The following is a 26,671-nucleotide window of genomic DNA, read 5'->3' on the forward strand; positions in this document are numbered from 1 at the left end:
CTGGGACAAAAGGCACTCATTCCATGAGCAGCGCGGCGAGCCGCCTGGACAGGGCCAGCGTCGTCATCGAAGGGTTGGCAGCCCCCTGCCGCGGAATGGTGGCCGGGCCCACCGCGAACAGACCTGTCAGCCCGATGAACTCCTGCCGCTCGTCGAGTACGTCACCGATCGCGAGCGTCCCGCCTTCGTGCTCCTCGGTCCCCAGCGGGCTCGACCACGTCACCGGCCGGCCTTCAGCGGCGTCCCACCCTCCGTTGCGCAGCGCGTCGCGCACCGACCGCAGGGTGCGGCTGGGGTCGAGGAAGTCGGAGTCGAACTCCAACGGGCCGGGCTTCAGCCCGAATTCGGCACACCAGTCCGACCAGAACTGCTGGAGTTCGTCCCGCTGCGCTTCGACGGTCAGGATGTCCCTCGTGTCGAGCCCGGTCGATATCGTCACCGGCCAGGGCCAGGTGTCGCCCGCGGTGCAGGAGACCACTCCTTGAGCGGAGCGGATCTGTTCCCCGGTGACCCATGCCTCAAGCCGTAGGTCTCCCTCCGTGGTGGGATCGAGCTGGATGAACAGGTTGGAGCGGGACGGGCCGCTTCCCGGCGCGAACGCGAACACACTCCTGTGGGCTCGCCGGCGCAGCCATTGCGGCACGCTGTCGGCGGGGAGGGTGACGTTGAACCCCTGCACGATGTGGTCGACCAGTCCGGTCAGGCGGCTCTGCGGCAGCCTGCCGGCCTGGTGGAGCGCCTGGACGGCCAGGCGGGTGCTCTCCACGGTCCCCGCGGCGAGCACCACCTTCCGCGCCGTGATCCTCTTCTGCTCGCCGCTGACCCGGTGCCGCACGGCAACACCTTGGGCCGTCCCCCCGGAGACCAGTACGGCCATGATCTCCACGTCCGTGGCGATACGGACCGAACCGGCGCTCGCCGCTGCCGCGCTCTCTCCACCTACGGTCTCCAGCCAGTGCGACAGGGGCGAGTACGCCTCCCAGCGCGCGCCTTCGGCATCCGCCTGGCGGACCGCCCGGGGCGGTTCGACCAGGCGGAAGCGTCCTACCTCCACGCTCTCGCCCACCGGAGTCCGCCACCGTGCCCGCTCGCTCCATGCCGTCAGGTCCGCTCGCACGCGCGCGTAGAGCGAGGGGCCGTGCTGCCAGGAGTCGGTGAGTTCCTTCACCACTGACTCCGGCCAGGCGGGATCCGCCAGGGCCCACTCCTCCACCGGCAGCAGCACACCGTGCCAATACAGGGAGCGTCCCCCGAGCCGGCGCCGGATCCCGGAGCCCCGGGAGAAATGGGGCTCGGTGACCGAATTCCACAACTGGACGAAGTATTCGTCGGCGGTCTCATCGGTCCAGATGGTGTCGGCGGAAGCGGCGTCGTTCGCGGCGTACACATGGTCGAGATCACCGTGCGCGCCCGCCTCGGCGACCAGTACGTCCTCGGCGCCGGAAAGCTCCAGGTGCTTCGCCAGTTCGAGACCCGCGAGACCGCCTCCGACAATGAGCACGTCCACATGGTCGGGCAATTCGTCCCAGGTACGGATCCGGTCCGAACCCAGGGGCGCTTTCTGCGGCATGTCGTAACCTTCCGTCGAAGAATCGTGGAGCGTCCACGTCGGCCTGTCCGTCCGAACGGAGTGAGCCGTCTGCCGTCCTTTCGCCGTCAGTGCGCTACGGCGGCCTCCGGTATCGGTTCCTGGAAGTGGCTGCTCACTCCGCCCTCCCCCGCGGAACCGGCGGCTGCGCCGTAGGTCCCTCCCGTCTCAAGTCGTCCTGGCCGACAGATCGCGGTGCCCTTCGATACGGCGCTCTCCTTCGGCGATTTCGGCGATTTCGGTGACTTCGGCGACTCCGGCGACTCCGGTGATTTCCCTCAAAAGCTCCTTCCACGGCTGCGGGTCGAACGAGCGCAGCACCTGTTCCCTGTCCCGCCGCAGAATCTCCCGCACCGCGGGATCGCCCTCGGAATTGCGGACCATCAGACTCACCAACCGCTCCGCGGGAACAACCAGTTCCACGGTTTCCGTGATTTTGACGCAGCCGCTCTGGACGCCGTAGATGTCCTCGAAGCACGCGTACTCGGTGACGGCGCAGGGTACTTCCGCGATGGCCGCGAGGGCCGGTCCGAGACCGACGCTCTCGACGTCCGCGGTGTTCGGCGTGAAGAGCACCGCTCCGCCGCCGGCCCGGCACAGCCGGAGCAGATCGACCTCGTCGAGGTGCCAGCGGAGCGCGGTGTCCTGATGGCTCGACAGCGGCACCCCGTCCAGAAACACGACGTCGTCCCGCACGTTCAGGTCCCGGGCGAGGGAGACGACTTGGGCGGCGTAAGGCGGATCCTCGTCGAGACTGCCGAACACCAACAGATAGGGAGCGGGAAGATTCCGTGCCGCACAGGTCCTTTTGATCTCCGCGAACATTCGGACGGATATCTCGACACCCTTGACCTGGAAGACACGCACCGGTACGAGCAGCAGCGGCCGGTCCGGGGACAGTCCGTGCTGCTCACGGAAGGCGTCGTGGCGTTTTTCCAGTTCCCCCGAGCCCAGGGCCGGAAGCACATTGGGCACCGTCGTGGCGCTGAGCCCCGTGGGGTATTCGGCGGCCTCCGCGGCCAGGCCCGGGGACACCACCGCCCATCGGTGGCAGGGGTGGGATCCGGGCAGCGGCGTGAACTGGTTCGGCTTCGACGGGTAGACCCGGGCGCCCTCTTCGTAGACCGAATAGCTCCCGAACAGGTCGTGATCCCAGAAGAGCACCCCACCGGAGGCGTCGGCCGGCCACCGTCGGGCCGCCGCCCGGTGCAGGGCGAGCGTCACCGGAACGGCGTCGGAGAGAGTCATGTTGACCGCACAGACCCAGTCGACGTCATGCTCCTCGAACCACTTGGCGAAGTAGTCCTCGTAGGGTTCGGCGATGGACTGCACGAGGCGCCGGAGTTCGGTCCTCTCCCGGTCGTCCAGGCTGTCCGCGCGAGCGACGGCACCCCGGATGGAAGTGAGCGCGTGCTCCAGTTCGTCCCGGGCCGTACCGAGGGGAACCGCGGTGCTGACGTCCATCCATGACGGATAGCCGGCGTCCTCGCGTCCCCGAGGGAAGAAGTTCCTCTTGTCCGGCCGCCAGGAGAAGCCCAGATCGGCGACGACCGGAAGGTCCAGGGTGTCGTTCGGAAGCTCTGCCTCCACCACGTTCCTGAAGATCGTGAGCAGACCGCTCACCGGCAGCCCGTCCCCTGAGATCAGAGCCAACTTCATGAGAAACCCTCATTCCTGTCACAGTCGACGGCACGGAGCAGGACGCGTGGGAGCGGCCCGGACAAGGGCGCGTCGACAGACGCGATCGGACGGTCTCAGAGTTTTCGTGGGAGCAGAATCGATATGCGGTGCGCGCGCCACTCAGTCAACGGAGAATTTCCCGGACAACCATGGACAGACGACGGACGAGTCAAGTACACGTAATATCGGGTGTACCGCTGCGGCTGGAACAGGAACGGCGAAGTCACAACCGGGTCGTGAGTGCTCAAAAGCTACGGCGGTGATTCGGAGAGTGTCAAGAGAGCCACAATCATGACTCATTTCGAGCCAGGGCGCCTGTCTCAAACGAGACACCTCGTGTGAGAACTTCACGTAAATAAGGTGAAATCCGCACCGCATCGCTGTTCGTCGCACGGATCGCGGAACCGCACCCGGAACCGTAAGTGCCGAGTCGAACTGGTGGAGGCGGGCCCGCCCACGGCGGCACGTCGATCGGCTCTCGCCGGGTTAACGTGGACTCAGCTCGGTACGGGGGGTTTCCGGCCGTCTTCCGTAGCCGGGAAAGTCTCGGACGGCAAGCACTGCCAGCGGCGCTACGAGGAATGCCAGGGCGCCCAGCAGCCCGACCGACTCGATGCCGATGAGGTGCACCGCGGGAATCGCCAGGGCCATGCCGACCGGTTCCAGGGCACCCGTGACCGACTCGTCGGCCGAACTGACCCGGCCGAGCATGGCGTTCGGGAAATTTCTGCTGAGCGCCGCGTACCACCAGATGCCATGGAAACTGATCCCGACCCCCGCGATGAAGACGCAGACCACGAATACCGGTAGCGGGACCGAGAATCCGATGCACAATTCCACGGACGCATAGCTCACGAAGCCCAGATTGGCGACGAAACCCGGCATCCGCGGCACCCATCGAGCCGCGATGAGCGTCCCGACGAGCCCAGCGCCACCTGAGGCGGAAAGGATGATGCCCAGCCCGCCGGAGTGGTATCTCTCCTCCGCGACAATTCTGATCAGCACACTTCCCGGCGCGAAGCCGAGGAGGATCTGAACGGCTGCCTGCGCCATGCCATAGGTGACCCAGGGGACCTTGACGATCGCCCGGACGGACTCCCGGAGACCGCCGGCCCTCGAACCCTTCGGCGCCACGGCACCGGACGACGGCCGAGCCGGCGCCGGCAAGGACAGCATGGCCAGTACGTAGCAGCAGGCGTCGAGGACGAGCACGACCTGCGCATCGACGTACGCCACGGCGGCGCCGCCGATGGCCGGCCCGACGAGGGCGAACAGGCCGTCCGTCGCGGTGAGCCTGCCTTTCGCCCGCTCCAAGAGGTCCAGCGGTACCAGTTCGGGCAGCAGCGCGCGGATCGCGGGCGAGAACAGCGCGTACCCCGCGCCCTGGAGTGAGGCGGCGACGAGGATGACCCCCATGCCCCGGTGCGGAATCAGGACGATCAACGACGTGCCCAGCGCGGACAGGCCGTACCCGGTGCGGATGACGCCGACCCGCGACCGCTTGTCGGCCAGCACTCCGCCCCAGGGCAGCAGGATCAGGCGGGCGAACGCGAGCACGGCCATGAAGGAACCCACGGCCCATGCGCCGAACTCGTCGAGGAGGTAGACCGAGAAGGCCACCATGGAGACGCCCGTACCTGCCGTGGAGAGCGTGAAAGAGAACCACAGACGCCGAAAATCCCGGGTCGTGATGCCGGGCCTCACAGCTCGTCCTGCCCGGATTCGTCCTGCCCGGATTCGCCCTGCCCGGGTGTGCGCGAGGCGTGACCGCACGTGCTGTGACCGGCCCTCATGCCCTGGTCGGCCCGGTCGGCCCGGTCGCCCTGGCGAGCGACCGGAAGAGATCCTCGTACTGATCCGCCATCACTTCAGCGGAGAACATGCGCTCGACGCGTTCCCGGCACGCGGCGGGGGAGATCTCCTTGAGGCGCGGCACCGCGTCGACCATCTCGTCGAGCGACTCGACGACGAAACCGGTGACCCCGTCCGCGACGACCTCGCCCGCGGATCCCCGGGCGAGGGCGATCACCGGTGTTCCGCACGCCATGGCCTCCGCCATCACCAGGCCGAAGGGCTCGTCCCACTGGATGGGGAAGAGCAGGCCGGCCGCCCGGCCGAGGACATCCACCTTCTGCTCGTGCGACGGGGTGTCGATCACTTCCTCGTCGCCGCGCAGCACCGGCGCGACGAACCGCTCCCAGTGCTCGACCTCTGCGGGTTCATCACGTTTGATGAGCATCTTCAGGTGCCGACCGGCCCGCTTGGCGACCTCGACGGCCTGTTCGGGCCCCTTCTCGTCGGCCGTACGTCCGAGGAAGACGAGGTAGTCCTCCTTGTCGGCGCGGTACGGATGGTGCTCCAGGTCGATGCCGTTGTGGATGGTGCGGGCGTAACGGACGTCCGGGTTGCTCCCGCGCTGGTGATCACTGATGGCGACCCGGTGGACGCGGTCCCCGATCAGCTGATGGGGCCTTCGGACGTCGGGCACCCAGGGCCCGTGCAGCGTGGTCACCACCGGTGTCGTCGAGGAGACGAGGGCCCCGAGGTAGAGACCGAACCAGCTGTGGTCACTGATGACGTCGAACTCCGCGGCCCGCAGGTACGCGGCGGCTTCGTGGTACATCTCCTCGGCGGGGATGTCGGCCGCGTCCCACCCCGTGGCGGTGTCCCGCACTGCCGAGAGGGCCGCCTTCGTCCGTGAGTCGCCGCTGGCGAACAGCGTCACGTCATGACCGCGGCCCACCAGTCCTTCCGTCAGCGACCATGCCACGCGTTCGATTCCGCCGTATCCCGAAGGAGGCACGGCAAGGACGACGGGTGCGACGACGGCGATCTTCAACGGGGTGCTGGGAAGCGAAGTGCTGATGGTTCTGCCCTCCGAGTTGGAATGAACACGGCGGGCTGGTCGAAGCCCGCCGTACGAGGCCGTCGGATCTGGCGGAAGCCGGGCCCGGCGCAAGGGGGGCGTTCCGGAGTGCGGGCTCGGCCCCGGGCCTCGCCGGTCAGTTCGACGCGCTCTGCGACGCGCTTTCCCGGACGATCAGCTCCGGTTTCAGAAGGATGTGTTCCGGGTCCCGCTGCGGTTCCCGGATCCGGTCCAGGAGCAGGTGCACGCAGGAGCGTCCGACCTCCCGGAGGGGCTGCCGGAGACTGCTCAGGTGGGGCGAGAGCAGCCCGGCGGCGGCGGAGTCGTCGAAACCGATGACGGCGACGTCGCGACCGGGTGTCCGGCCGCTCTCCCGCAGCGCCCGGTAGCAGCCGAGGGCCAGTGTGTCGCTCGCCGCGACCACCGCGGTGACACCCGCCGGGAAGAGTCCTTCGACCGCGTCCCGTGCTGCTTCGACGTCGTCCACCGCGCTCACCCGTAGACCGCGCACGGAGAGTTGATGCCGCCGCATCGCCTCGCGCCAGCCCAGCGCCCGGTCGTCGCCCACACCGGAACCCCGGGGCCAGCCGAGGAAGGCGATCTTCCGGTGTCCGAGGCCGACCAGGTGGTCGACGGCCGCCGCCGTCCCGTGCGCGCCGTCCACGTCGATCCAGTCCTCCGTGTCCCGGGCCGACCAGCGGCCGAAGGGGACGAACGGAATGCCTCGCTTGCGCAGCCAGCCCGGACGGCGGTCACCCCGGTGGGTGTTGGTCAGGATGAAGGCGTCCACGGACCGCTCGCGTAACAGCTCCGCATAGCGCTCTGTTTCGTCGTCGCCACCGGCGGACGCCGTGAAGAGGAGGATGCCGTATCCGGCCTCGCTCGCCGACTCGGACACCGAATGGAGGAAGTGCTCCGACACGGGCCCGAAGACGCCGTAGGCGGACAGTTGGACTTCGAATCCGATGAGTCGGCTGGACTTGGTCCGCAGTGAACGCGCGGCCTGATGCGGCCGGTAGCCCAGCTTGTCGATGGATCTGCGGACCCGCGCCAGGGTCTCCGGTGCAAGCAGGTCCGGGGAATTCAACGCGTTCGACACCGTCTGGGGTGAGACCCCCGAATGCTGTGCGACCAATGCCAAAGTGGCAGGCTTTCCGGCGCGCCGCGCACTCGAATTGGACTTGTGCGCCACCATTCCCCCTACTTACGATGCCGGACACAAAACAAGTGGATTTGCCTCATCGCCGGAACACCCAGATCATTTCTCATGATCCCAATGCCGTCGATCTCCGTCAACCCGGCCGACCGCAACGGGAGTTCGACGGCGCCGCACGCATACGACCGTCCCCGTACGACCGTATCCATTCGACCATGCCCGTACGACGGCATCCATACGGCCATGCCCGTACGATCACACCCGTACGACCGCGTGCATACGACCGCGCCCATACGTCCGGCGTGATAGCGCAGGGCGTTCGGGAGTCCCTGCCCGCCACCGCCCTCTTGGTGAGGAGAGCCCAGATCGTCGGTCCGGCGGTGAAGTGCGCGCATCGCACGCCAACCTGGCATCCACGACAAACCCTCCGCAGCCCCGCTCACAGGCCCTCTTGCGGGGACGACCGTTGATCCGGTTGTATGCGGTCACTGCCACGATTCAGATGGTCCCCATGGATGGGAGACAGCGAAAGAATGCGTGCGTCGCACCGGTTACGGATTGCGGTGGTGGCCCCCGTCGTGTTGCCCGTGCCCCCCAAAGGTTACGGCGGGATCGAACGAGTTGTCTCGCTGCTGTCGGAAGGGCTGGTGGAGCGCGGCCACGACGTCACCCTGTTCGCCAGCGGAGATTCCGAGACGTCGGCGAGCCTCGAATACGTACTCGCCGAGGCGCCGGGCTGGGACGGGAAACGTCTCGTCGCGGACGAGATGTATCACGAGACGGCTGCTTTTCTGCGCAGCGGCGAGTTCGACGTCATGAGCGATCACAGCTGGTTCGGCCCGTATTTCGGAGCATTCAGCTCGGGGACCCCGATCGTGACGACCATGCATCTGCCCTGGGGCACGGGGAACCGCAGGCTGCACACCCTCGTCGGCGACCGGCTGCACCGCATCGCGATCAGTGCGCGGCAGCAGCGCGTCAACCCCGATGTGTCCTGGGCCGCGACCATCCACAACGGCATCGACATGGACATCCATCCGTTCCGGTCCGAGAAGGAGGACTTCCTCGTCTTTCTCGGACGTGCGGCCGGTGAGAAGGGGCCCGAGCAGGCCGTCGAGGTCGCCCGGCGTGCGGGGCGGCGGCTGAAGATGCTGATCAAGTGCGAGGAGCCCCAGGAACGGGACCACTGGGAGCGGAACGTCGTCCCGGTACTGGGGGGTGACGAGGAAGTCATCGAGAATCCCTCACACGCCCAGAAGACAGACGTCCTCGGGCGGGCCGCGGGCCTGCTCTTCCCCGTCCAGTGGGAGGAGCCGTTCGGACTGGTGATGGTGGAGGCCATGGCGTGCGGCACACCCGTCCTGGGCCTCTCTAAGGGGGCCGTTCCCGAAGTGGTCGAGGACGGTGTCACCGGGTTCGTGGTCGACTCGCTGAGCGAGATGGTGGAAGCGGTGCCCCGACTGAAGGAGTTGTCGCCGGCGGCGTGCCGGCAGCGAGCCGACCGGTTGTTCTCCGCGACGACCATGGTCGAGCGGTACGAGCGGACGTTCCAGGCGCTGGCTCACACCCGGCCGGCCTGACCACGGGCGGCCGACATGAGCGACCGAGGTCACCGGATGCCGAGCCTGTCACTGGTCATCGACGCCCGAGGCCGGACGAGCGGGCCGTTCTCTTCCCGGCTCGCCCGCGCCGGGATCGCGGCGCGGCGGGTACTGCTCCTGCTCGGCGCCGACGACCTCGGCGCCGCCGACCCGCTCGGCGAGGAGGACCGAGCGGCGGCCCCGGCCGGTTACGACGGAGTCGTACGCCTGCCGCCGAGGACGGACCTGGTGGAATTCCTCGGCCGTGCGGTGCCGGGTACCGACTGGGTGCTGGTTCTTCGTGCGGACGAAGTCCTCGGTCACGCCCTGCTCGCGGACCTCGAAGGGCTGCTGCGCACCGAGGACGTCGACCGGTGGCTCCTGAACTGCCGGACGGTCCACCCGGACGGTGAGCGATGGCTCACCGGGGAGACCTGGTCCCGGGCCGCAGAGCCCCGCCTGTGGCGCACACGTGTCTCCAGGAATCCCGTGGAACGCACCGCCGACCACGTGGTGTGCCGTCTCGGCCTCGTGCTCACCTCGTGGGTGGACCGTTGGCGGCGCGCGCTGCGGGAGGACGTGCTCCGCACCGCCGACCGCGACCGGGAGTGGGGCGGATTCCCCTATTGGCTCCCCGAGCGCACCGCGGAGCCCGCGACCGAGCCGCTTGCCCGGCCCGACAGGGAACACGTGTCGCGCCTCGTGGCCCAAGTGCTCCGAGCACCTGCCCCGTCCGGCGACCCCGCCGCCGTTCCCGCCCGCCGGCGGGATCCCCGGGACGAACTGCGGGCGCTCACCATGCCGGGCCTGCCGGCTTCCCGACGCCGGCAGGAGACGACGGTGGAGGATCGTCTCGGCCGTCGTCCGCAGCCGCACGTCATCCCGCGGATCCTGCACCAGGTCTGGCTCGGAGGACGGCCTGTGCCCGAGGACTTCCGGCGGTACGCCGGGACCTGGCGCAACCACCACCCGGGTTGGGTGTACCGGCTGTGGACCGAGCACAACCTGCCGCCGTTGCGAAGCGCACCGGTGCTCCACCGTGCGCGGTACTTCGCCGAGCAGGCGGACGTGGTGCGGCTCGAACTGCTCACGCTGTTCGGAGGCGTCTACGTGGACATGGACTTCGAGTGTCTCTCCCCTCTCGATCCGCTGCTGGACGGCGTGGCGGCCTTCGCGGGACTTGAGCGGCCCGGCTGGGTGGGCAACGCCATCCTGGGCGCGGCGAAGGGCCACCCCGCCTACCGGTTCGCGTGGGAACAGGCGCGCGATCTGGTCGGGCTCGGCAAGAATCCCGTGGAGGCGACCGGTCCCTTCATGCTCAGCCGGGTCCTGGCCGAGTTCCCGTCCGTCCGTCTCTTCGAGCCGGCGGTCCTCTACCCGGTGGCCTGGAACGACCGGAGCCCCCGCCCGGAGGTCGGTGAGTCAGCCGTGGCCGTCCACCACTGGGCCTTGAGCCACCTGGAACCACGAGGCACCGACGACGTGCTCGCGGTCGCCGGAAGACTGCGCGACAGTCGGACCGACCCACGGCCGGGAAGCTGAGGTGTGGCATGGTGAAGCGCGTTGCCGACGGGATCGACAGGCTGCTCGACGGACTGTCCGCCAGGCTCTTCGACTTCGTCTTCCGCTGGCGCAGAGGCCAGATCGGGGAACAGACCGATCCCGGCAGGTGCGCGATCTTCGGGAACGCGCGGGTCAGTATGGGCCGGCACAGTTACGCGAACGGGCTGCGCGTGTACGGCTGGGCGCGTCAGAGCGTCACCATCGGGAGTTTCTGCTCGATCGCGGACGACACCGCCATCGTCGTCGGCGGCAGCCATCCCACGGGCAATGTGACGACCTCCTCGTACCTGGACCTGCTGTCCGGCGGGCCCAAGGACCACTCGCGCGGCCCTGTGACCATAGGCAACGACGTGTGGATCGGCCACGGGGCGACGATCCTGTCGGGTGTCACCATCGGGGACGGCGCGGTGGTCGCCGCGGGGGCCGTGGTCCACGAGGACGTCCCGGCGTACGGCATGGTCGGCGGTGTGCCCGCGCGCCGGATCAGGTACCGCTTCGACGAGGCGACCTGCGAGGGGCTCGCGGCCATCAAGTGGTGGGACTGGCCGGACGAGCTGATCCGGAGCCGTGCCCATGACTTCTACGACGTGGGGTCATTCATCGCCAAGTACGGCGGTGACCGCGAGGGCGGTCCGGGGAAGTGACGTCAACTGCTGACACCCTGATAGCCGCGGAGGGCCGCGGTCCAGAGCAGCCGGGTGACGAGCAGGCCGGCACCGGCGACACCGATGGCCACGGCCACGGTCCGCCATCCCTGTTGTCCCATCAGGGCCTGTGCGGGCACGGTCGTGAAGAAGGCGACGGGCACCACGGTGGTGAAGACAAAACTCACCAACGGCCCGTACAGGGGTATCGGGAACCGCGCGATGTCGATGACTCCGGCGACGATGTCGCTGAGTTCGCGAGAATTGGCGGTCCAGAGGGTGAGGGTCTGCAAACCGAAACTGAGGCAGTACAGCAGAACCACGGCGGTGCCCAGGAGGAGTACGCCCCGCACGAGATCGGCGGCGGAGGGGGCCGGGTCGCGGCCGACGAGGCAGTAGACGGCGAGGGCACCGCCCCATGTGCAGTCGATCCAGGCCACCGGGTTGACGTACCGGAAACTGACCAGGAACTGGGTGCTGATGGGCTTGGTGAGGAAAAGGTCCAGGGTGCCTTTCTCGATGTATTCGGTCATGCGCAGCATGCTCGGCTGAAACAATGCCTGCCGCAGGCCGTTGACGCTGAAGAACAAGGAAAGCACCAGGAGCGCGTCCTGATATCTCCAGCCGTGCAACACGGCGACGTGATCGTAGAAGACGCGCAGGGTGATCATGGCCCAGACGAGCCAGAAAAGGCTCAGGACGATTCCGGCGACCAGATTGCTTCGATAGGTCAGTTCGGCCGCTGCCGAGTCCCGGTGGAAGGCCCGCATCGCCCGCGCGTAGTCACCGATTCTTCCTGTTCGGATTCTGCCTCCCCGTCCGCCGGTCAGCCGAACGCCGCGCATGCTCTCGGTGTCCTCCCTTCCCGGCCGCCGCCTTGGCCCGGTGGTCCTCAGGCAGAGGCTGCCACTCTCCGGCCGGCCGTAATCGTCCTCTCGTCCAGCAGTCGTCACTCAGGGAGCGGGATTGACCTCCGGACAGCACATGCGGGACCACGGCGAGCACTGCGTCAGCGCGGAGGACCTCGTCGTGCGTTACCGGGTCCGTACCCGTGAGGAGGTCCCGGGCCGCCGACGCCCCCGCACCACCACGAAGGACGTCCACGCCGTCTCGGGTGTCACCTTCCACATCGCCGCCGGGGAGATCGTCGGCTTCCTCGGCCCCAACGGTGCGGGCAAGACGTCCGTGATGAAGTGCCTCTCCGGTCTTCTCCGTCCCACGGCGGGCCACGTGCGGGTTCTCGGTCAGACCCCCCACAAACGGGCGTCCGGCCTCCTCAAACGCATCACCATGGTCATGGGCCAGCGCAACCAGTTGCTCTGGGATCTGCCCGCCATGGACACCTTCCTCGCGAACAAGGCCATCTACGGCATTCCTCCCGCGCGGTTCGAGAGGATCCTCGGCGAACTCACGGACGTGCTCCGACTGTCGGACCTCGTCGGAAAACCGGTGCGGCAACTCAGCCTCGGTGAACGCGGACGCTGCGAACTGGCCGCCGCTCTGCTGCACGAGCCCGCGGTCCTCTTCCTGGACGAGCCGACACTCGGTCTGGACGTGGAAGGGCAGCAGGCGGTGCGCCGGTTCCTGAACCACTACCGGGAACGGCACCGGGCAACGGTGCTGCTGACCAGCCACGACATGACCGACATCGTGGAAGTCGCGGACCGCGTCATGCTGATCGACGGCGGGCGCGTCCGGTACCAGGGAAATCTCCGGCAGTTGGTGGAAGAACTGGCCCCGGAAGTGGTGATCAGATTCCGTGCCGCCGACGAACCACCGGCCTCGTTCTTCCAGGGCACCCCCGCGACCTGGCGGGACGGCGACCAGACGTGTGTCCGTGTTCCTCGTCCGCTGGTCACGGCGGTGGTCACCCGGCTGCTGAGCGAATGGAACATAGCCGACCTGGTCGTCGAGCCCCCCGCGGTCGAGGAGGTGCTCAGAAAACTGATCACGGAGGGCCGGGCGCCGGACGGCCCCGCGCGCGGCGCGTCGAGCGGCAGCCCCCGTGCGTGACCTCACCCGTCTCTACGGCGGTCTGCTCCCGGTGTACTGGCGCATGGCCGTCGCACGGCGGGCCCGTGTCTGGCTCAACCTCGTAAGCCTGACGTTCCCGCTGCTCCTGATGTGGGTGTGGCTCCAGGTCACGCGTCAGCGCGGCGGGACGGTCGCCGGACTCGACGCCACCTACTTCATCACCTATTACTTCGCCGCGGCCGTCGTGAGCCAGGTCACCACGGTCTCCGTGACGGGCGCGTGGGACCAGTCGATCCGCCTGGGGAACCTCTCCGCGCAGCTGTTGCGACCGCGGGACCCCGGCCACTACCTGTACTGCTCGGAGCTGTGCCGGCGCGGGCTCGCCGGACTCTTCGGACTGCCGCTCCTGGCCGTCGTGGTGTTCCTCACGGCCGACGACGGCCGTCGAACGGTCACGCTCCTCATGGCACCGGTGTCCATCCTGATCGGTTTCACCTTGAGTTTCCTCATGGCGAGCGCGGTCGGAATGCTGGCTTTCTGGATGACGCAGGTGCACCGTGTCGCCCAACTCTGGGTGGGAGCCGGTTACATCCTGGCGGGCGCCGTGGCGCCGCTGAGAATGATGCCGGACTGGGTGCGCACCGCGGCGTCGGTACTTCCCTTCGAGGCCACTTTCGGAACGCCGGTGGAGATCCTGGCCGGGCATGCCACCGTTTCGGAGGGACTTGCGGGTATGGCCACGGGAGTCGTGTGGTCGGTGATCGCCTTCATGGTTTACCGCCTGCTGTGGTTCCGGGGCCTACGGCGGTATTCCTCGGACGGGGCGTGATCCGACGTCTTGGCAAGCCGGAGCGCACCGCCCACACTGGGCCCGCGGGACCTTGGGCGGGACGACCAGGAGGAGCCGGAGAGTGGCACTGCCGAATCCGACATTCGACGACGTCGTGCGCGAGCATCTGACCGACCTCCGACGAGCCGCCGAATTGGCCCGGGACGCCGCGCGCCGGGGAGGGAGCCTGGTCCTGTGCGGCGCCGTCGCCGCCAGTTCCCCCATCCGGCTCCTGCTCTCGGAGAGCGGGCCGCGCTCACGAGCACCGCGAGTACGTGTGTACGGCGGGGACATGGATCCGCTCGGCGAGCACGACGTACTGGTGGGGCTCGCCGACGACGACGCCCATGACTCCGTGTCCCCGGCTTTTCGGCGCGCCGCCGCGACCGGTACGGCGTGTGTCCTGCTGTCCGCGGCGGGCGGCCCGGCGGAACCGCGGGCGCGGGCCGCGGTCACCGTTCTGGTCGTGACGGACGGCCGTTCCGCCAGGGGGGCGACCCACCGAACGGTCCTGGAGGCCCTGTTGCAGCGCGCCTGCCTCGTTCCCGGACAGCTCGCGGCGGGCACGACGGCGCGCCTCGCCGACCTCGTGGACCAGCGCGGCGAGTGGCGGGCCCGCGGGCGGACGGTCGTGTGGACGAACGGCTGCTTCGACCTCCTGCACGCCGGGCACATCGGTTTTCTGGACATGGCGCGCGCGTCGGGTGACGTGCTGATCGTCGGCGTCAACACGGACGCCTGGGTACGCCGTCTCAAAGGGCCCGACCGGCCGTTCGTCCCCTTCGCGAGCAGGACGGCCGTCCTGCACGGGCTCCGCGCCGTCGACCATGTGGTGGCGATGGCACAGGACACCCCCCTGCCGGAGATCGAGGCGCTCCGTCCCGACGTCTGCGTCAAGGACGACTCCTACGCCTACCTTCCGATGCCGGAGCGAGAGTTGGTGGAGTCGTACGGCGGGCGGGTTCGGCTGCTGCCCCGCATTCCTGAGGTGTCGACGTCGCTGCTCGCCGAGCAGATCCGGACGACCCGTGCCTGACCTCCGCTCGGCGCTGCGCGCCGTCGCGGGCAGGCGTCTGGTCGTCGTGGGAGATCTCATCCTCGACGCGTTCACTCACGGCACCGTCGAACGGATGTCCCCCGAGGCGCCGGTACCCGTCCTGCGTCAGGAGCGGACCAGGCAGCGGGCCAGTGGCGCCGCCGCCGCGGCACAGGCGGCGGCCGCGCTCGGAGCGCGGGTCGAGGTGCTCGGCGCGGTGGGCGAGGACGAGGAGGGCCGGCTGATCGGCGAGCTGCTCGGCCGGGCGGGGATCCGCACGGGGCTGATCCGCACACCGGACCGGCCCACGACCCTCAAGACGCGCATGGTCGGGAACGGACAGCACCTGCTGAGGGTCGACCGTGAGACCACGACGGCGCTGCCCCCGCCGTACGCCCGGCGTCTTCGGGAACTGCTGCGTGCGGCGCTGGACACCGCCGACGCCGTGCTCATCTCGGACTACGCCAAGGGCGTCTGCGCGCCCGACCTGATCAGGTCGGTCATCGACGCGGCCCGTGCGAGGTCGGCTCCCGTGGTGGTCGACCCCAAGAGCCCCGATCCCCGTGTCTACGCCGGGGCGACGGCCGTCACACCCAACCAGCGGGAATTCGCGGCCTTCTGCGCGTCCCTCGGCTGTTCCGCGGACACCCCCCACCGGTCCGGCAGGCGACTGTGCGCGGCGGCCGGATTCTCTGCACTGCTGATCACCAGGGCGGCGGACGGCATGACCGTCGTGGCCGGAGAACACGTCGAAGACCTCCCCGCGCTCAATCAGGAGCCGGTCGATGTCGCCGGTGCCGGGGACGTGGCCGCGGCGGTCCTCGCGCTGTCCCTCGCGGCCGGGCTCACCCCGTCGGACGGGGCCCGCCTCGCCTCCGTCGCCTGCGGCCTCGTGGTGGGCCGGTGGGAATACGCCGTCACCCCCGCCGACATGTGCGAGGGCGCGCGCCGTTTCGGTGTGCCGCTGTGACGGGCCGGCGGGTGGCGTGGGACGTGGCCGGCACCCTGTGGGACTCCGCGACCGCGGTGGCCGCCGTCCACGCCGACAGCGTCGAGGCGCTGACCCGGACCGGGCCCACCCGGCGGGCCTCGGTCAGAGCGGCTGCCGGGGTACCGTCGCGGCCCGGGGGGGGCTTTGCTACGACGGGACGGCGCCGGCCCGAGTGACGCTCCACCGTCCGCAGGACGCCCCGCGCCTGCCGCCGGCGCTCAGGCGCGCTCGCCCGGCAGCAGGTCCAGAACACTGATCACGTCCTGTGCCCCGATGTCCAGCAGTCCCGGATCGACGTGGTCCGCGTAGGCGTCACCGGTCCGTCCCTTCCAGAGGGTGACGTGCAGGGGTGAGGGCGTGGCGGGCCCCCACCACTGGGGCGGCGTGGGGCCGAACAGGGTGACCGACGGACGCCGGAGCGCCGTGGCGATCTGGCTGATGCCGGTGTCGGTGCAGACCAGGAGTCTCGCCGTGCCCACCAGCGCGGCGAGTTCGAGCGCGTCGGTGGTCCCGGCCAGGTCACGCTCGGGGGGCAGGTCCGCCAGCGTACGCAGGGCCGCGATGTCGGCTGATTCCGCTCGGCTCCCCGTCAGGAGGACGTGGTGTCCCCTGCTGTGGAGGTGGCGGATCACCACCGCCCACCGTTCCAGCGGCCACCGCCGCGCGGGGCTGCCCGCACCGATGTGAACCAGGGTGTGTCCGGAGCCGGTCCGCCGGCCCACGGGCGGGTCGAAGTGGAGGTCCTGGTCGTCGGCGACGATTCCGAAGGCGGCCAGCATCCGCCTCCACCGAAGCAGGATGTGGTCCTCGAAGGTGAACTCGGGGAAGCCGTCCGTGCGTCGCACCCCGGAGTGCCGGTAGGCGACGAGCCGCCTCGGAGCGTACTCCGTCAGGACGTCCCAGAACGGGCGCTGGGGCACCCGCAGCGCGACGACGACGTCGGCCGCCGACAGGTCTCCGGCGAGCCGCGACAGGATCGGCCCGTCGAGCGTCTCGTGCTCCCTGGGGTCGTACTCCGTGTCCGCGGTCTCGGTCAGGTAGTCGTCGGCGAGCCCCAAGTGGTCGGCCAGGGGCAGCAGGCTGCTCGGGCAGGTGATGACCAGCCGGTGGTCCGGGTAGTGACGTCGCAGCCCGAGGAGGGCCGGACGGGCGACGATCAGGTCGCCCAGCGCGTTGTGCCGGACCACCAGGACCGTCTTCCGTGTGCGGGGCATGGGCCTCCTCTTTCGACGCCGTGGACGGGCGCGGGACCTCGGGGCGGAGCCAGTGGGCGGGCAGGGGCGAGGTGTCGTTCACATGTCGCGCAGCCTGGCGACGACGGGGGCGAAGTCATACATCGCCGGGCTTTTCACCACCCAGTAGGAGATGCCGAGGGTTTCGCGGCACTGCTGGATCTTGTCGCACAGCTCCGGAACACTTCCTATCAGCGTCAGCGGGGACGCCAGCACCTCGTCCGCCGGTATCCCGAACCCGTCCGCGACGCCGCGCGCCGCAGCCCAGGCGTCGCCGGTGACGTGGGTCTCGTAGGCCAGGCACTGCAGGCGCGGCCACCGGCGGAGTTCGTGTGCCGTCCGCGCGAGGTGCGCCACCCGGTCCGCGAAGGCCCGGTGGGTCGCCTCCGGTCCGAGCGGGGCGTTCCGCAGCCCGGTCGTCATCGGAGCACCGATGTTGACGATGTCCGCGCGGCGCACCGCCAGGTCCAGCATGCGGCGGCCGCCGCCGCCCAGCACGATCACCGGCTTCCAGCCGGCCGCCGCGGGCTGGACGTCCGCGGCGGGGAAACGGTGGTGGGGTCCCTCGTAGCCTCTTCCGGCGCACCGGGACAGGAACGCGTCGACGAAGGCCGACAGCCTCGCGATGCGCGCGCCGGGCGGATCCATGGTCTGTCCGAGGCGTTCGTAGTCGCGGCGCATCCATCCGGCGCCGAGACCTGCTTCCAGCCGTCCGCCGATCAGGGCGGCGAGCGTCATGAACTCCTCTGCGAGGAGTACCGGGTGGTGGAAGTCGGCCGAGAGGACGAGTGAGCCGACCGACAGCGATGTCGTCACCGCGCCCGCGGCCGCCATGCCCACGAGCGGTCCGCCGCTGCCGACGTGCTCGGGGACGAGCAGCGCCCGGTAGCCGAGGTCCTCCGCGTCCCGGGCGAGGCGCGTCCAGGAGCCGGCCTGCCGGGAGGGGGCCGCCTGGACGGCGAACGTGAGGGTGTCCCCCGGATACGACGTGCTCATGCGCCCACGGTCCCGTCGACGGGAGGCGGCGCTTGACGACGGTGGGTCGTCCGTGGACGCGGCAGGGGAGCGAGGAGCGCCTGTCTGATCACCCTGGCGACCTGGCCGGCGCCGCCCGTGCCGAGTTCCTCGATGTCGAGCGGAGGGCGGTGGTCCGGGCCCAGTGCGACGGACCTGTCGATCGCGTCGTGCAGTTCCCGCCCCGCGGACTCCGATTTCTCCGCCGCCACGATGGATTCGTAGACGTATTCGAGGACCGCGTCCTCTCCTGATGGCCGCAGCTTCTCGACGGTTTCCAGATCGAGCACGCCGGACGGCCAGTGCAGCACGCTGCGCGACGGCGTCAGGTAGATGCGGGGATGCAGGATCTGGCTGAGATTCTGCGGCGGGAGGAGGACCGTCGGGACACCGACGGCTGCCGCCTGGAGCATCGTGGTGCTGCCCGGCGACGTGAAGAGGATTTCGGAACGGCTCAGGATCTCCTCGAAGCGGCGCCCGCTGTGGACTCCGATCGTCGTCGCGGAGGGAACCAGTGCGGATATGCGCGCGCACGCCCAGTCCGGCAGGTTCCCGCACACGGCCGACACCGTGTGCCCGCCGTCCACCAGGCGCTCGACCAGCGGAATCACGACCAGTCGCAGATAGGCGTCCGACGCGCCCCCGACCAGGTGGCTGTGCATTCCCCCCACATTGACGACACACCCCTCGCCCCGGCCGCCGCGCCGGCGGGCCGGCGGAACGATGGGCTCGATCCACCGCAGGTCCTGCCGCCCGTGCAGCGGGCTTCCCGCGGGGAGTTCGGCGAGCGGGCTGCGCTGCGCGCAGTGCAGGGCAGCCCGCCGGGGTATCTCGGACGGCAGGGTCCACAGGTAGGGGAGGCTGTCCACGTACACCACGGGTACGCCGATGTCGCTGATCTCGTCGGCGGCCCTCGGGTCGTTGATGACGAGCGCGACCGCCGCGTCACGCCGCTCCCGGTGCCCCGCGACCCGGTGCCGGGCTCCGAGGAGTTCACCGGAATTCGCCCAGGAGGCCGTCGCCTCGTCCAGCGCGATGTCCACACCGCCCAGTCGATCCAGTATCAGGCGCAGTTTGCCGATGCTGCCCCAACCGAAGTCGCTGACCGCGGCCAGTACCATTCCCGCCATAGCCGACGAACTCCTCAGTCCGTGAACGAGTTCCACACCCGATGCACCGCGTGCACGGATTTGGCCGCCTCGTGCGCAGGCAGATTCGGACCGGTCTCGACCTCGATCAGCCGTGCGTGGGCGGCCTGTGCGACCGGCCACATACCGTCTCCGGGGTACACCCCGTGCTCCTTGGTGTAGTCACGCAGCCATGGAATGGAATACAACGGGCGATGCGGAATGCGGCAACTCACATTCTCCGCGTTGATGCCGTCCACCACGGCCTGGCGGCGCTCCGCGCCTTCCTCCGGAAGCAGAATCGGCAGTTTGAAGTAGACGCAGCGTCCCCACCGGGGCTCGGCCACCGGTGTGAGGTCCGTCGACTTCAGTCCTTCTCGGTAGAGCTCGGCGGCATAGCGGCGGGCGGCGATCTCGTCGTCCAGCCTTTCGAGGCCGCGCCTGGCCACGATGGCGGAGAATTCGACCATCCGGTAGTTGTAGCCGAGGGTCAGGTAGTCGTCCCATCCCGGCCCCTTCCCCGAGTTGCAGAGGCTGCGGATCCGGTCCGCCTGGCTCGCGGTCCTGGCCAGCACCACTCCGCCCTCGCCGCACGCCACGTGCTTGCGCACGCCCAGGCTGTACGTGGCGAACTCGCCGAACGTTCCGACCTTCCGGTCTCCCACGGTGGCGCCCGGGGCCTGCGCGGCGTCCTCCACGAGCGCGAGGCCGTGCCGTTCGCACACCTCGCGCAGCGTGACCAGGTCGGCGGGATAGCCCCAGAAATGGACGGGGAGGATCGCCCTGGTCCTGCTGGAGACCAAGGCTTCGGCGCGTGCGGTGTCAAGGGTGAGACTGTCCGGCTCGACGTCGCAGATGACCGGAATCCCGCCCAGTTGGACCACGGCTGCCGCGGCCGCCACGTAGCACAGCGCGGGCACGATCACCTCGGTCCCCGGTCCGACGCCGGCTGCGGCCAGCGAGAGGTGCAGGGCGCTGGTACCGGAGTTCACGGCGACCGCGTGGGTGCCGGGGCCGTGGTAGGCCGCGAACGCCTCCTCGAACCGGTGGGATTGCGGCCCCCCGTACCAGTCCGACAGGAGGCCGTTCGCCATCAACTCCTCGACCTCGGCGCGTACGACGTCGTCGGCCGGCACCGTGCAGGCGACGGGTTCGGGCCGCACCGGACGGCCACCGCTGCAAGCGGGGGTCGAGTCGGCCGTAACGGAGTTCATGCTGTCCATCCCAGGAGCCCTCCGATCCATGACAGCGGCCCGGCCCACCGTGCGTCGCCGCCGTGCTGCGTCCTTACCGATGCTGCTCAGTCGTTCCCCACCGATGCTGCTCAGTAGTTCCACTCCGGCACTCGGCCGAGCCGGGCCACGTCGTCGCTGTAACCGGCCGCGGTGGTGGAGCAGCCCTGACAGCTGACCGGCCCCTGGCCGCGGAACTGCTCCGCGTGTGCCCGGAACGCGGGAGTGTCCAGCCACCACCTGCCCTCGCGGCGGGCCGCGGCGCCGCCGACACCGCCCCGGTGAGGCAGACAACTGCACGCGTACCCGACCCCCTGCTTGGCGTCGAGATAGACGACGTCGTCGACGACGTGGCAGGCGGGCCGGCCGGCCCGAGGAGGCACCGACTGCTCGAAGTACTGCGCCCGTTCCTCGGCGGTGTCGCCGTAGAACCGCTTGCCCAGCGGGACGAGGAGACCGGCGTCGTCCGGCTCGTACACCGGGTCGCACAGCGCGACCACGTCGTCGGGGGACGGATAGACCATCGAACGGTCCAGCTTGAGCGCCGAGAGTTCCCATTGGCCCACGCCGAGGTCCGACAGCACCCGCTGGAGTGCGGGCATCTCGGTGTAGTTGTGCGGGCCCACGACGGTGTTGACCCTGGTCCGGATGGACAGGTCACGGCAACGGCGAAGTCCCTCGACCGCCCTGTCGAAGATCCCCGGGGTCCTGCGGTACAGATCGTGGGTGTCCGCGGAGCTTCCGTCGATGCTGACGATCACCTGCGCGAGGCCCGCGTCGGCAAGGGATTCGGCCATCCTCGGCAGTTGAAATCCATTGGTGATCACGGACATCTTCATCTGCTGCCGGGCGCCCAGACGTATCAGCTCTGCTATGTCCTGGTGCATGAGGGGCTCACCGCCGGTGAACCGGACGTAGCGCACGGATGCTTCCCATGCCCGCGGCAGGAGTTCGCGGAACTCCGCCGTGGTGAACCGGTACGAGTCCCGGGACAATGCATACTCACACATGAAACAGTCGGCATTGCACGCTTCAAGTACACGAATGAAGAGGTACCTGTCGCGACCGTGCCCGGCATTTTCCAAGTCGCCGTTCGCGTCTCCCATTTCGCGCGTAACCACAGGAACACCGACCCTTTCCGACGCCGATTCACGAGAAGCGCTCCAGGCCACGAACCATCGTCCACACCTTCCCTTCGCCGAGTTACTTGAAACAACCCCGCCCCGTACGTCCATTTTTGACGCACTTTGAGGGAGCGGGGTCCGCTCCTTACCCGACGACGGCCCACGCATCTCGCCGAGTTGGTTGCCGGGACCACGGCGCTGTGTTTTCCTCATCTTCGACTCAGTGGAGGTGAACGCACCATGGCCGATAAGTCGCCCCTGTACACCCACCGAGAAAACGCAGTCCCGGGATCGAAATCCCCTGCTCGACCGCGTGTCTTCCTGGCAGCCCCGTACACGCAATTGATGAACCGCCGGACCGGTCTGGTCGACATCGTGTGGCAGCGCAGACTGGAGTCGCTGCGACGGGCCTTCATCGAATCCGGCGCCACGGTCTTCAACGCGCATCACAGTGAGGCATGGGGTGCCGAGTGGCGGGCCGCTTCGGTCTGCACCCCGATCGATTTCTCGGCCATGGCCCACTCCGACGTCGTCTGCGCGATCGTGGGCAGCCCCCAGTCCGGCGGGGTCGCCGTCGAGCTCGGCTGGGCCTCGGCCCTGCGCAAACCCATCCTCCTGGTCCTGCCCTCCGCATCGGGACACAGCCAGTTGATCGACGGGTTGGGCAGCATCACCAGTGTGTCGAGCGTCCAGGAACCGACGATCTGGAGCCGGTCGGACATCGACGATCTCGTCCGGCGCGCCATGGGCCTTGCGACGGCCGTCGGTCATTTCCAAGGGTCCGCGCACACCCCACCGGGAAGCAGGCGTCAGGACCAGACGCTCACCGGAGAACTGGAATTCTGCTCGGCGGAGGAATGCCGTCACGAGGCATCGCCCGCCGCCACCACCGGAGCCTGAGAAATGAGGGTGCTCCAGGTGAGCCCGTCCATGGGCGCCCACTGCGGTATCGCCGTTTTCGCCGATGACATCGCCAAGGGGCTGACGGCCGAAGGATGTCACGTCGAAACCGTCACCGGAGTGGATCCGGTGGAGACCGACACCGCTGACGTCGTCCTGCTGCAACATCACGAAGAGCTGATGTCCGATGCCGATGTCCTGCGTATTCTGCACGGCACACGGCGTCCGGTCGTGGTGTTCAAGCATTCCGCGGGCGTCGATGTGCCCGCAGCGGAAGTGACCGGTTTCGTGGCGATGAGCAGAGGACTCCTGCCCGCCCCCGGCGGTGTTCCCACCCTGTGTTTTCCCCACCCCGCCACCACGCCTTCCCACCTGTCGGACCGCACATCGCTGCGCCGGCGTTTTTCCCTTCCGGTGGAGGCACGGATCGTGGGGACGAGCGGTTTTCTCAAGTTCGACCGGGAGTCGGTTCCGCTCCTGCGGGAACTCCTGCCTCGCGCCGAGCGACTCGACTGGGTGGTGCACCTCCTCACCAGCCCGTGGCGGCTTCCCTCTCCGGGCCTGCTTGAGCAGCTCGCCGAGCTGGGGGAACGCCATCCCGGTCGACTGATCCACGTACACGAGCACCTGGACGCGGAGGAGTTGAACCTTCGTCTTCAGGCGTGCGATCTGCTGTGGTGCTGGACCAGGGCGCCTTCGGCCCATTACGCCAGCGGCGTCGTCTCACGGCACTACGCGAGCGGATCCCGGATGGTGGTGGCACGGAAACACCAGCACGGCCATGTGCTCGGCCTGCCCAACGTCGTACCGGCCGCCGCCACGCTACCCGGCTTCGTCGACGACCTGGCGGCCGAGATGGCCCGCCGCCCGACGTCCCGGCACGATCCCCGGCCCGTTTCCTGGGAGCCGCACATGGCGTCGCTCGCCCGTTTCCTGCGCTCCGTCACGGCCGCGCGTGCGACCGGGCCCGGCGACGGACCGACGGCCGGCAAAAGCTCACATCAGCGCCTCGACGATACGGCCACAGCGCACGGGGTCCTCGGTGAACCCGGCCTTGAGGCCCCATAGCCAGTACTCGATCGTCCGGAGCAGCGCCCACCTGTGGGCACGGTCGCGGTCCAGCTCCGCCGCGTCCGCCAAGGCGTCCACGCACCACCGGACTCCGCCGGAGCCGAGCTCGTCGAACCTGGTCCACACCAGGGGCGCCGTCTGGAACTCCAGGACGCCGCTGACGATCAGCGGATCGATGACGCTCCAGCTCCCGTCCGCCCTGCGGAGCACCTGCTCGTAATGGAGGTCGTTGTTGACCAGGAGTGAGTAGTCGTCGGTGGAGAGCTCCTCGGCCAGCTCAAGACCTCTGTCGAGCACCCGGCGCGGCATGGGCCGGCCGAGTTCCTCCCAGTGCGACGGCAGTTCCCGTCGGTGCCGGGCGGCGATACCGCCCGTGGTCCGCAGTCCTACCGGCGGCTCGACGGCCAGGCTTCGCAGCAATCGCCCGATCGTCGGCACCGCCTCGTCGAGCGGACGCATCCGCAGGTTCTGCGTGCTGTCGAGCCGCTCCATGAGCAGCAGTCCCGCGACCACGTCCGCGTCGACGAGCCGGACCGCCCCACGACCGTGCCACAGGCGCAGGGCGAGGACCTGTTCGGCGACTTGTTCGTCGGGCCAGGTGGCCTTCACCACCAGCAACTCGTCCCCGCGGCGTACCGGAACGGCGAGGCTGTTGTAGCCGTGCATCGGGGGCCCGTCCACCACCAGGCCCCAGCGGTCGCAGGATGCCGAGATGACACGCGGCAGGTCCTCAAGCCACTTACGGCCCTCCTCGCCGTGCTGCTGCCAGCGGCCGAACCGGCGCATGGACTCGGGCACTTCGACCTGCCCGTGGTGCGTGGATCCTGCATCGGCAGTCACAGCCGCTTTCTCCATCTGTCCTGGTTCGTTCAGGCTTCGTAGTCCTTCCATTCTTCACCGATCGGGGAAGAATGGGACTTCATTCGGTTGAGCGGATAGAATATCTTGCGCACCGGATACCCTTCGCGGTCCTCGCAGGACGCACACAGCGCGATCTCACCAAATTTACCGTCCCGGTGCATTTTTCGCATCCGGGTAAGGTTCTCCCCGCGCCAGATCTCGTGGAGCGAGGACTCGTTGAGGTTTCCGAGGGTCAAAAGACCGTCGTAGTCGAAACAGCAGGGGACGACCCTGCCGTCCCAGAGCACCGTGACCGAGGTCCATGGCCGCATGCACACCACGGAGGACGGCGGCCTGGTGTCCAGTTGCAGCTCCCGTATCTTCTCCTCGTCACCGTTCCAGGTACTGTACGACTTCACGCGTACGCGATCGATTCCGTCCTTCGCCCGCCACTTCCTGAGCCAGTCACCCACCTCATGCGCATTCTGCCGTTGCCGCACGAACTGCAAGGTGATGAACGGCTTTCCGGTGCCCGCCCCGGCCCGGTAGGCGAGGAGTTCGTCTATCCGCTGTTCGGCGAGTTCGACATTCCGCGCCGCCCGGCCCCGTACTTTCTCCGAGGTCTGCGCGGTCACGCCGTCGAGGGACAGCACCAGCCGGTCGAGCCGGCTGTCCACGAGCGCCGCGACACGATCCGCCGTGAGCAGCACCGGATTCGCGGACAGGTAGGTTTTTATGCGTCGCTTCCTGGCATGGGCGATGAATCTGCCGATGTCCGGATGCATGAGCGAGTCACCGAAGTGATGCAGAAAGAGCTTCGACGTGGAAGCGGCTACCTCGTCGATGAGGCGTTCGTACACCGGGAAGGACATGTTTCCGAGCGAGCGCGTCATGGCGTGGGTCCGCGGACACATCTGGCAGGTCATCGGGCACTTGTTCGTCAGTTCCACCTGGAAGACGACCGGCTTGCCGACCGATCGCACCCACTGCCGGTTGTACGAGAACTGAAGTAATTCCCAGTTGAGCCCGCGCTGTATTTCCCGAAGAAAGTCGATCGCATCACCACCGAACGCTCGGGGATGACTGCAACGGTAATCCGAACGCATGGGACCCCTACCTCCGCTGTGCGGTGATTTCGAGATCGGATAGCCTGCGGGCCGGCCGAGTCGACGGTTCTCCGCCAGGCCCCTCTCCCCCAGGGCATCCCGAATAAGTACCCGAAATACCCACCGTCATTCCGGCCTGCGGAAGAAGTGGCCTGATCACCTCCTACCGGAGTGCACCACGGAGGCCGACACCAGGTCGTTTTACGGTTATACGCGAAGAATAGGATGAACCTTGGCCATCCAGTTCGGGGACGCTCCACTCGACACGCCTCTTGTTTTCGGCCAGGAAGACGGGTGATCAGTCGATTCCGCCTCCCCGTTGATGCCCCACATCGTCGGGCACCGCACGGGTCCGCATCACCCACCAAACTCAAGTACCGGTATTGACAGACCGCAGGTGGGGCCTTGAGGATTGAAAGAGTCATCGACTCCAGAAGGATTCCTCATGCTTTTTCTGGATAGCTCGGACATCGAAGCCGTCCGCACCTGGCATTCAACCGGCACAATTGACGGAGTCACCACGAATCCCAGCATTCTGCGGAAGCAAGGTGTAACAAACGTCGAAAAGCAGATATCGATCATCGCGGAATTGATAGCGCCTCGGCCGGTGGCGGTGGAGATCACCTCCGCCGACGCGAGCGATGTCCTCGCCGCATGCCGCCGCCTGCACGCCATCGGGCCGAACGTGGTGGTCAAGATCCCGATCGTCGACGCGAACGGCAGCCCGGCACTGTCGCTGCTGCACCGCCTGCACTCCGAGAACATCCCGACGAACGCCACCACGTGCTTCACCGTCGGGCAGGCGTTTCTGGCAGCGAAGGCCGGAGCCGACTACGTGACCATCTTCTGGAGCCGGATCCTGGAGGAGGGCGGCGACGCCGCCGCGATCGTGGCCTCCACCCGCCGACTCCTCAACGAGCATGCCCTGCCCACCCGGATCCTGGTGGGCAGCCTGCGCCGGGCCGACGACCTGACGCAGTCCCTCCTCGCCGGCGCGCATGTCGTGACGGCACCGCCCGAACTTCTCGGGCGTTGGGCGGATCACCATTACGCACGGGAGACAGCCGCCCAGTTCGACGCGGACGAGCGTCGACGCGCGGGACTGCCCGACTGACGTT

23 protein-coding genes are annotated in these 26,671 nt (G+C 68.5%); 10 read left to right on the forward strand and 13 right to left on the reverse strand.

Annotated elements, in window-relative coordinates; all coding sequences use genetic code 11:
- Positions 1–16 precede the first annotated feature (16 nt).
- The 5 genes from ACFC09_RS02425 to ACFC09_RS02445 form a co-directional block, all read right to left on the reverse strand.
- Positions 17–1,570, reverse strand: coding sequence for a GMC family oxidoreductase (locus tag ACFC09_RS02425; RefSeq protein ID WP_376523032.1), 1,554 nt, complete (start codon positions 1,568–1,570; stop codon positions 17–19).
- A 186-nt stretch (positions 1,571–1,756) separates the two neighbouring features.
- A complete protein-coding gene (locus ACFC09_RS02430) occupies positions 1,757–3,247 on the reverse strand; it encodes a hypothetical protein (RefSeq protein WP_376523035.1) in 1,491 nt (496 codons plus the stop codon).
- Positions 3,248–3,754: 507 nt separating this feature from the next.
- On the reverse strand, positions 3,755–5,041 hold the full coding sequence (locus ACFC09_RS02435) for an MFS transporter (RefSeq protein WP_376523037.1): 1,287 nt from the start codon (positions 5,039–5,041) through the stop codon (positions 3,755–3,757).
- Positions 5,042–5,057: 16 nt separating this feature from the next.
- A complete protein-coding gene (locus ACFC09_RS02440; protein WP_376523614.1) occupies positions 5,058–6,071 on the reverse strand; it encodes a glycosyltransferase family 4 protein in 1,014 nt (337 codons plus the stop codon).
- A gap of 199 nt (positions 6,072–6,270) precedes the next feature.
- On the reverse strand, positions 6,271–7,329 hold the full coding sequence (locus ACFC09_RS02445) for a LacI family DNA-binding transcriptional regulator (RefSeq protein ID WP_376523040.1): 1,059 nt from the start codon (positions 7,327–7,329) through the stop codon (positions 6,271–6,273).
- Between the two features lie 548 nt (positions 7,330–7,877).
- On the opposite strand from ACFC09_RS02445, the gene ACFC09_RS02450 reads away from it, so the two are divergent.
- Genes ACFC09_RS02450 through ACFC09_RS02460 form a run of 3 tightly spaced genes read left to right on the forward strand, consistent with a single transcriptional unit; the run spans position 7,878 to position 11,077 of the window.
- Positions 7,878–8,870, forward strand: a complete 993-nt coding sequence (locus ACFC09_RS02450; RefSeq protein WP_376523042.1) for a glycosyltransferase family 4 protein — start codon at positions 7,878–7,880, stop codon at positions 8,868–8,870.
- A gap of 15 nt (positions 8,871–8,885) precedes the next feature.
- Positions 8,886–10,412, forward strand: a complete 1,527-nt coding sequence (locus tag ACFC09_RS02455) for a glycosyltransferase (protein WP_376523045.1) — start codon at positions 8,886–8,888, stop codon at positions 10,410–10,412.
- A gap of 8 nt (positions 10,413–10,420) precedes the next feature.
- Positions 10,421–11,077, forward strand: a complete 657-nt coding sequence (locus tag ACFC09_RS02460) for a CatB-related O-acetyltransferase (RefSeq protein ID WP_376523048.1) — start codon at positions 10,421–10,423, stop codon at positions 11,075–11,077.
- A 2-nt stretch (positions 11,078–11,079) separates the two neighbouring features.
- Here the strand turns inward: ACFC09_RS02460 and ACFC09_RS02465 are convergent, their stop codons facing one another.
- Positions 11,080–11,847 carry an ABC transporter permease gene (locus ACFC09_RS02465; RefSeq protein WP_376523050.1) on the reverse strand — a complete coding sequence of 256 codons (768 nt, stop codon included), beginning with the start codon at positions 11,845–11,847 and terminating at the stop codon, positions 11,080–11,082.
- A 196-nt stretch (positions 11,848–12,043) separates the two neighbouring features.
- On the opposite strand from ACFC09_RS02465, the gene ACFC09_RS02470 reads away from it, so the two are divergent.
- The 4 genes from ACFC09_RS02470 to ACFC09_RS02485 all read left to right on the forward strand — a co-directional run bounded on the left by ACFC09_RS02470 (position 12,044) and on the right by ACFC09_RS02485 (position 15,886).
- Positions 12,044–13,090: an ATP-binding cassette domain-containing protein gene (locus tag ACFC09_RS02470; RefSeq protein ID WP_376523053.1), complete on the forward strand. Its 1,047-nt coding sequence runs from the start codon at positions 12,044–12,046 to the stop codon at positions 13,088–13,090.
- Positions 13,083–13,880, forward strand: a complete 798-nt coding sequence (locus ACFC09_RS02475) for an ABC transporter permease (protein ID WP_376523055.1) — start codon at positions 13,083–13,085, stop codon at positions 13,878–13,880. Before ACFC09_RS02470 ends, ACFC09_RS02475 begins: the two co-directional genes overlap by 8 nt.
- Positions 13,881–13,962: 82 nt before the next feature.
- Positions 13,963–14,916 (forward strand): adenylyltransferase/cytidyltransferase family protein, encoded by a 954-nt coding sequence (locus tag ACFC09_RS02480; RefSeq protein WP_376523057.1) that lies wholly within the window; start codon positions 13,963–13,965, stop codon positions 14,914–14,916.
- Positions 14,909–15,886, forward strand: coding sequence for a bifunctional heptose 7-phosphate kinase/heptose 1-phosphate adenyltransferase (locus ACFC09_RS02485; protein ID WP_376523059.1), 978 nt, complete (start codon positions 14,909–14,911; stop codon positions 15,884–15,886). Before ACFC09_RS02480 ends, ACFC09_RS02485 begins: the two co-directional genes overlap by 8 nt.
- 239 nt (positions 15,887–16,125) lie before the next feature.
- Here the strand turns inward: ACFC09_RS02485 and ACFC09_RS02490 are convergent, their stop codons facing one another.
- The 5 genes from ACFC09_RS02490 to blsE form a co-directional block, all read right to left on the reverse strand.
- Positions 16,126–17,121, reverse strand: coding sequence for a glycosyltransferase family 9 protein (locus tag ACFC09_RS02490; RefSeq protein ID WP_376523061.1), 996 nt, complete (start codon positions 17,119–17,121; stop codon positions 16,126–16,128).
- Between the two features lie 78 nt (positions 17,122–17,199).
- The gene (locus tag ACFC09_RS02495; RefSeq protein ID WP_376523064.1) at positions 17,200–18,135 is read right to left on the reverse strand and encodes a TIGR03621 family F420-dependent LLM class oxidoreductase; all 936 of its coding nucleotides are present in this window, start codon (positions 18,133–18,135) and stop codon (positions 17,200–17,202) included.
- Positions 18,132–19,283, reverse strand: a complete 1,152-nt coding sequence (locus ACFC09_RS02500) for a hypothetical protein (protein ID WP_376523067.1) — start codon at positions 19,281–19,283, stop codon at positions 18,132–18,134. Before ACFC09_RS02500 ends, ACFC09_RS02495 begins: the two co-directional genes overlap by 4 nt.
- 14 nt (positions 19,284–19,297) lie before the next feature.
- Positions 19,298–20,494: a DegT/DnrJ/EryC1/StrS family aminotransferase gene (locus tag ACFC09_RS02505; protein ID WP_376523069.1), complete on the reverse strand. Its 1,197-nt coding sequence runs from the start codon at positions 20,492–20,494 to the stop codon at positions 19,298–19,300.
- 110 nt (positions 20,495–20,604) lie between these two features.
- Positions 20,605–21,618, reverse strand: coding sequence for a cytosylglucuronate decarboxylase (gene blsE, locus ACFC09_RS02510; protein ID WP_376523072.1), 1,014 nt, complete (start codon positions 21,616–21,618; stop codon positions 20,605–20,607).
- Between the two features lie 363 nt (positions 21,619–21,981).
- Between blsE and ACFC09_RS02515 the strand changes: the two genes are divergently transcribed.
- Positions 21,982–22,536 (forward strand): hypothetical protein, encoded by a 555-nt coding sequence (locus ACFC09_RS02515; protein WP_376523075.1) that lies wholly within the window; start codon positions 21,982–21,984, stop codon positions 22,534–22,536.
- A gap of 3 nt (positions 22,537–22,539) precedes the next feature.
- Positions 22,540–23,604 (forward strand): hypothetical protein, encoded by a 1,065-nt coding sequence (locus ACFC09_RS02520; protein ID WP_376523078.1) that lies wholly within the window; start codon positions 22,540–22,542, stop codon positions 23,602–23,604.
- On the opposite strand, the gene ACFC09_RS02525 is transcribed toward ACFC09_RS02520, so the two are convergent.
- Together ACFC09_RS02525 and ACFC09_RS02530 are read right to left on the reverse strand one after the other, a co-directional pair.
- Complete coding sequence (locus ACFC09_RS02525; protein ID WP_376523081.1) at positions 23,533–24,447, reverse strand: aminoglycoside phosphotransferase family protein; 915 nt, start codon at positions 24,445–24,447, stop codon at positions 23,533–23,535. The two genes, ACFC09_RS02520 and ACFC09_RS02525, sit on opposite strands and share 72 nt — an antisense overlap.
- A gap of 29 nt (positions 24,448–24,476) precedes the next feature.
- The gene (locus tag ACFC09_RS02530) at positions 24,477–25,553 is read right to left on the reverse strand and encodes a radical SAM/SPASM domain-containing protein (RefSeq protein ID WP_376523083.1); all 1,077 of its coding nucleotides are present in this window, start codon (positions 25,551–25,553) and stop codon (positions 24,477–24,479) included.
- Between the two features lie 445 nt (positions 25,554–25,998).
- Between ACFC09_RS02530 and ACFC09_RS02535 the strand changes: the two genes are divergently transcribed.
- Positions 25,999–26,667: a transaldolase family protein gene (locus ACFC09_RS02535; RefSeq protein ID WP_376523086.1), complete on the forward strand. Its 669-nt coding sequence runs from the start codon at positions 25,999–26,001 to the stop codon at positions 26,665–26,667.
- The last annotated feature ends 4 nt before the right edge of the window (positions 26,668–26,671 follow it).

It is taken from the genome of Streptomyces sp. NPDC056161, assembly GCF_042268025.1.
Lineage (GTDB): Bacteria > Actinomycetota > Actinomycetes > Streptomycetales > Streptomycetaceae > Streptomyces.

Coding starts and splice junctions, on each gene's coding strand:
- ACFC09_RS02425 (WP_376523032.1), bottom strand. CDS start 1,570: ATGCCGCAGAAAGCGCCCCTGGGTTCGGACCGGATCCGTACCTGGGAC.
- ACFC09_RS02430 (WP_376523035.1), bottom strand. CDS start 3,247: ATGAAGTTGGCTCTGATCTCAGGGGACGGGCTGCCGGTGAGCGGTCTG.
- ACFC09_RS02445 (WP_376523040.1), bottom strand. CDS start 7,329: ATGGTGGCGCACAAGTCCAATTCGAGTGCGCGGCGCGCCGGAAAGCCT.
- ACFC09_RS02455 (WP_376523045.1), top strand. CDS start 8,886: ATGAGCGACCGAGGTCACCGGATGCCGAGCCTGTCACTGGTCATCGAC.
- ACFC09_RS02460 (WP_376523048.1), top strand. CDS start 10,421: ATGGTGAAGCGCGTTGCCGACGGGATCGACAGGCTGCTCGACGGACTG.
- ACFC09_RS02465 (WP_376523050.1), bottom strand. CDS start 11,847: ATGCGGGCCTTCCACCGGGACTCGGCAGCGGCCGAACTGACCTATCGA.
- ACFC09_RS02490 (WP_376523061.1), bottom strand. CDS start 17,121: ATGCCCCGCACACGGAAGACGGTCCTGGTGGTCCGGCACAACGCGCTG.
- ACFC09_RS02495 (WP_376523064.1), bottom strand. CDS start 18,135: ATGAGCACGTCGTATCCGGGGGACACCCTCACGTTCGCCGTCCAGGCG.
- ACFC09_RS02500 (WP_376523067.1), bottom strand. CDS start 19,283: ATGGCGGGAATGGTACTGGCCGCGGTCAGCGACTTCGGTTGGGGCAGC.
- ACFC09_RS02505 (WP_376523069.1), bottom strand. CDS start 20,494: ATGAACTCCGTTACGGCCGACTCGACCCCCGCTTGCAGCGGTGGCCGT.
- blsE (WP_376523072.1), bottom strand. CDS start 21,618: ATGGGAGACGCGAACGGCGACTTGGAAAATGCCGGGCACGGTCGCGAC.
- ACFC09_RS02515 (WP_376523075.1), top strand. CDS start 21,982: ATGAACCGCCGGACCGGTCTGGTCGACATCGTGTGGCAGCGCAGACTG.
- ACFC09_RS02520 (WP_376523078.1), top strand. CDS start 22,540: ATGAGGGTGCTCCAGGTGAGCCCGTCCATGGGCGCCCACTGCGGTATC.
- ACFC09_RS02530 (WP_376523083.1), bottom strand. CDS start 25,553: ATGCGTTCGGATTACCGTTGCAGTCATCCCCGAGCGTTCGGTGGTGAT.
- ACFC09_RS02535 (WP_376523086.1), top strand. CDS start 25,999: ATGCTTTTTCTGGATAGCTCGGACATCGAAGCCGTCCGCACCTGGCAT.